Source organism: Streptacidiphilus anmyonensis (assembly GCF_000787855.1).
Lineage (GTDB): Bacteria > Actinomycetota > Actinomycetes > Streptomycetales > Streptomycetaceae > Streptacidiphilus > Streptacidiphilus anmyonensis.
On sequence record NZ_BBPQ01000003.1, the window covers coordinates 1 to 3,843 of the forward strand.

The window sequence follows — 3,843 nt, forward strand, 5'->3', positions numbered from 1 at the left end:
GCCCCGGGTCCTGCGGCCTCCGGCTCCCGGGTCCTGCGGCCTGCGGCCTGCGGCCTCCGGCTCCCGGGCCCTGCGGCTCCCCGGGCCCCCGGGTCCTGCGGCCTGCGGCTCCCCGGCCCTCCCGCTCCCCGGCCCTCCCGCTCCCCGGCCCTCCCGCTCTGCGGCCTCCGGCCTCGGGCCTCCAGCCCTCGGGCGCAGCCTTGGGCTGTGAGGTGTGCCCCCACAACACGGCCGCGGACCGCGTGAGGCTCGGGGGGTGCGGCCCTAGCTTCGGAAGGTGCGGCGGTAGGTGTCCGGCGGCACCCCGAGCGTGCGGTGGAAGTGGCGGCGCAGTGTCGTCGCGGTGCCCATGCCCGACGCCACGGCGATGGCGTCGACGCTCTCGTCCGTCCGCTCCAGCAACTCCTGGGCGCGGCGGATGCGTTGCGTCAGCAGCCACTGGAGCGGGGTGGTGCCCGTCGCCGCGCGGAACTGCCGGCCGAGGTGGCGTGAGCTGAGGTTCGCCCGGCGGGCCAGGTCCTCCACCGTGAGCGGCTGGTCGAGTCGTTCCAGGATCCACGGCAGCAGCTCGGCCAGCGGGTGGTCGTCCTGCGCGGGCACCGGCGTGCTGACGAACTGCGCCTGGCCTCCCGCTCGGTGGGGCGGCACGACCAGGCGGCGGGCGAGGGCGTTGGCCACGGCCGAGCCGTGGTCCAGGCGGATCAGGTGCAGGCACAGGTCCATCGCCGCGGCCTTTCCGGCGGAGGTGAGCACCCGGCCGTTGTCGACGTAGAGCACGTCCGGGTCGACCTCGATCCGCGGATAGCGCGCGGCCAGGACCTCGGTGTGGGCCCAGTGGGTCGTGGCGCGCAGCCCGTCCAGGAGGCCGGCGGCGGCCAGCGCGAACACGCCCGTGCAGAGCGAGACCACGCGCGCGCCCGCCGCGTGGGCCGCGCGCAGCGCGTCGACCAGGTCGGTCGGCGGGTCCGCGTCGACGTCCGCCAGGGCGGGGACGATCACCGTCCCGGCCTGCGCCAGCCGGTCCAGCCCTCGGTCCGGCTCCAGCAGGAACCGGCCGACCCGGACCGGTTGCGCGCCGCAGACCTCGACCTCGTACCACGGGCCCGGCACGCCGTCCGGCGCGGAGCCGAAGACCTCCGCGGCCAGCGCCAGTTCGAAGTGGAGCATGCCGTCGGTGGCGGCCACGGCGACGGTGCGCGCGGGAGAGCTCATGTCCGGAAGTGTACGGGTCATGTCGTTCCGGACACTGGTCGTCCGTGCCGGCCCGGACCAGGATGGTCGTCGTGGATCAGGAACAGCGCACCGAGGACGCGGGGGCAGAGATGGGATCGGGACAGACCGTTGTGGTGTTCGGCGCCTACGGGCACACCGGTCGGTTCGTGGTGGCCGAGCTGCTGGAGCGCGGGTACGTCCCCGTGCTCGTCGGCCGCGACGCGGACCGGCTGAGGGCCTTCGCGCGGACCCGCCCCGGGCTCGAGGCCCGGCAGGCGTCGGCGGACGACGCGCGGTCGCTGGACCGCGCGCTCACCGGCGCGGAGGCCGTGATCAACTGCGCCGGGCCCTTCGACGCGACCGGCGGCCCGGTGATCGAGGCGGCGCTGCGCGCGGGCATCCCGTACGTCGACGTCGCCGCCGAGATCGAGGCGAACCTCGACACCTTCGCCCACTACGCCGACCGGGCCCGCGAGGCGGGCACCCTCGTGCTGCCCGCCATGGCCTTCTACGGCGGCCTGGGCGACCTACTCGCCACCGCAGCGATGGGCGACTGGACGACGGCCGAGGAGGTGCACATCGCCTACGGCCTCAGCAGTTGGCACCCCACCGCCGGCACGCTGGCCTCCGGCACCGTCTCCTCCCGGCGACGCGGCGGCCGTCGCCTGCGCTACACCGGCGGACGCCTGCGGCACCACGACGACGCGTTGCCGACCCTGGAGTGGCCGTTCCCGGCCCCCCTCGGACCGCAGCCGGTGATCGGCGAGTTCACCATGGCGGACGTGGTCACCGTCCCCAGCCACCTGGCCGTCCCGGAGGTCCGCACCTACATGAGCGCCGTGGCCGCCGCGGACCTGGCCGCGCCCGACGCGACGACGCCGACCCCGGTCGACGACCGCGGCCGCTCCGCGCAGACCTTCGTCGTGGACGTGCGCGTCCGTTCCGGCGACGCGGAGCGCCGCGCGGTCGCGAGCGGCCAGGACATCTACGCCGTCAGCGCGCCGCTCGCGGTGGAGGCCGTCGCCCGCATCCTCACCGGCCGCACCCACCGCACCACCGGCGTCGCCTCCGCCGGCGCACTCTTCGACGCCCCGGACTTCCTCCGTGCGCTCCCCGCGCAGCTGAAGGTCGAGATCTCAAGCTGACCGATTGCCAGGGCCTCCTCCGGGGGCGGAGCCCCCTCGGCGGTTGCGCGGCCGGAGCCGACCCGATCGGCTGCCGGCGCGGGCGCCTGGCGTCCGCCCGCGGTCGGCACATGCGCTCGGACCGGCTGGCGGAGCTCTGTTCGGGCTTGGGGCTCGGCTGCGCGTGCGGGCGCCGCGTGATCCCTGGGCTGCGATCAGCGCGCCCGCTCCGCGGCTCAGTCGCGGTGGACGAGGAGCAGGGCGAGGTCGTCGCGGAAGGGGCCGTGTTCGGGGCGGGCGTCCAGCAGGGCGTCGGCCAGGGGTTCCAGGGCCGGGCCGGCCGCGGTCGCGGTGCGCAGCAGGGCGAGGAGGCGGGCGACCGAGTCGTCGTAGTGCTCGGTGCGTTGCTCGATCAGTCCGTCCGTGTAGAGCAGTAGCGTCTCGCCCGGCGCGAGCCGGTGCTCCGACAGCGGGTAGCGCGCCGACGGGTCGACGCCGAGGGGCGGGCCGCCCGGGAGGTCGAGTTCGCGGGGCTGGGCGCCGACGCCCGTCAGGACGGGGAGCGGGTGTCCGGCGCGGGCGGCGAGGAGACGGCCGGTCGACGGGTCGAGCGTGACGTAGCAGCAGGTGGCGAACAGGCCGGTGTCCAACTCCGCCAGCAGGCGGCCGGTCCGCTCCAGTACCACCGAAGGGTCGTGGCCCTCACGTGCGAACGCGCGCAGCGCGACCCGGAGTTGGCCCATCACGCCGGAGGCGTGCGCGCTGTGGCCCTGCACGTCGCCGATCACCAGGCCGAAGCGGCCGCCCTGGCCGTCGGGGTCGAGCTCCAGGACCTCGTACCAGTCGCCGCCGACCTCCATGCCGGCCGTGCCCGGCCGGTAGCGGGCCGCGACGGTGTGGCCGGTGATGTCCGGGACGCGGCGCGGCAGCATCGACCGCTGGAGTTCGGTGGCCCGCTGGTGCTCGGCGTCGTGGTGCAGGGCGCGGCCGAGGGCGTGCGCGATGATGCCGCTCAGTGCGGTGAACGTGGCGCGCAGCGGCTCCTCGAAGCGTCGCACGCCCGGGTAGCCGACAAGGCAGCCGCCTATGCGCTCTCCGGCGGCGATCAGCGGCAGCACGGCCCAGGAGCGGACCAGCGGGCGCTCGCCGGGAGGGGGCGGCGTCGAGACGCCCTCGACGAAGACGGGCTGCTCCTGCTCGATCGCGCGGCGCATCACCGCGGTCGCGGCGGGCCGCAACGGAGTGAGCGCCTCCGGCTGGGGCTCGTGCAGCGGACGCGTGCCGAGGCTCACCAGCTCGCCGTCGGGCGTGAGATGGATCAGGAAGGTCTCGGCGTTGAGCGACGGCCGTGCGATGTCGTTGAGCACCCGCATGACGTCGCTCGCGGTCCTCGCCCGCGAGAGCGCGCGCGTGATGGTGAGCAGGAACGCGTCGGCGCTCTGCGCGGGCGCGGCAGCCGAATCGGCCGACCCCGCCGTCGCACCCGCCGGCCTGGTCGGCCCGGCGG

The 3,843-nt window shown here is 75.9% G+C and carries 3 protein-coding genes; 1 reads left to right on the forward strand and 2 read right to left on the reverse strand.

Annotated elements, in window-relative coordinates; genetic code table 11:
- Positions 1–264: 264 nt before the first annotated feature.
- Positions 265–1,212 carry a helix-turn-helix domain-containing protein gene (locus TR50_RS04890; RefSeq protein ID WP_042414783.1) on the reverse strand — a complete coding sequence of 316 codons (948 nt, stop codon included), beginning with the start codon at positions 1,210–1,212 and terminating at the stop codon, positions 265–267.
- Positions 1,213–1,322: 110 nt separating this feature from the next.
- On the opposite strand from TR50_RS04890, the gene TR50_RS04895 reads away from it, so the two are divergent.
- Entirely contained in the window at positions 1,323–2,357 is a 1,035-nt protein-coding gene (locus tag TR50_RS04895; RefSeq protein WP_042415362.1) for a saccharopine dehydrogenase family protein, read from the forward strand.
- 215 nt (positions 2,358–2,572) lie between these two features.
- On the opposite strand, the gene TR50_RS46470 is transcribed toward TR50_RS04895, so the two are convergent.
- A partial coding sequence (locus tag TR50_RS46470; RefSeq protein ID WP_160311074.1) for a PP2C family protein-serine/threonine phosphatase occupies positions 2,573–3,843 on the reverse strand: 1,271 nt, incomplete at its 5' end.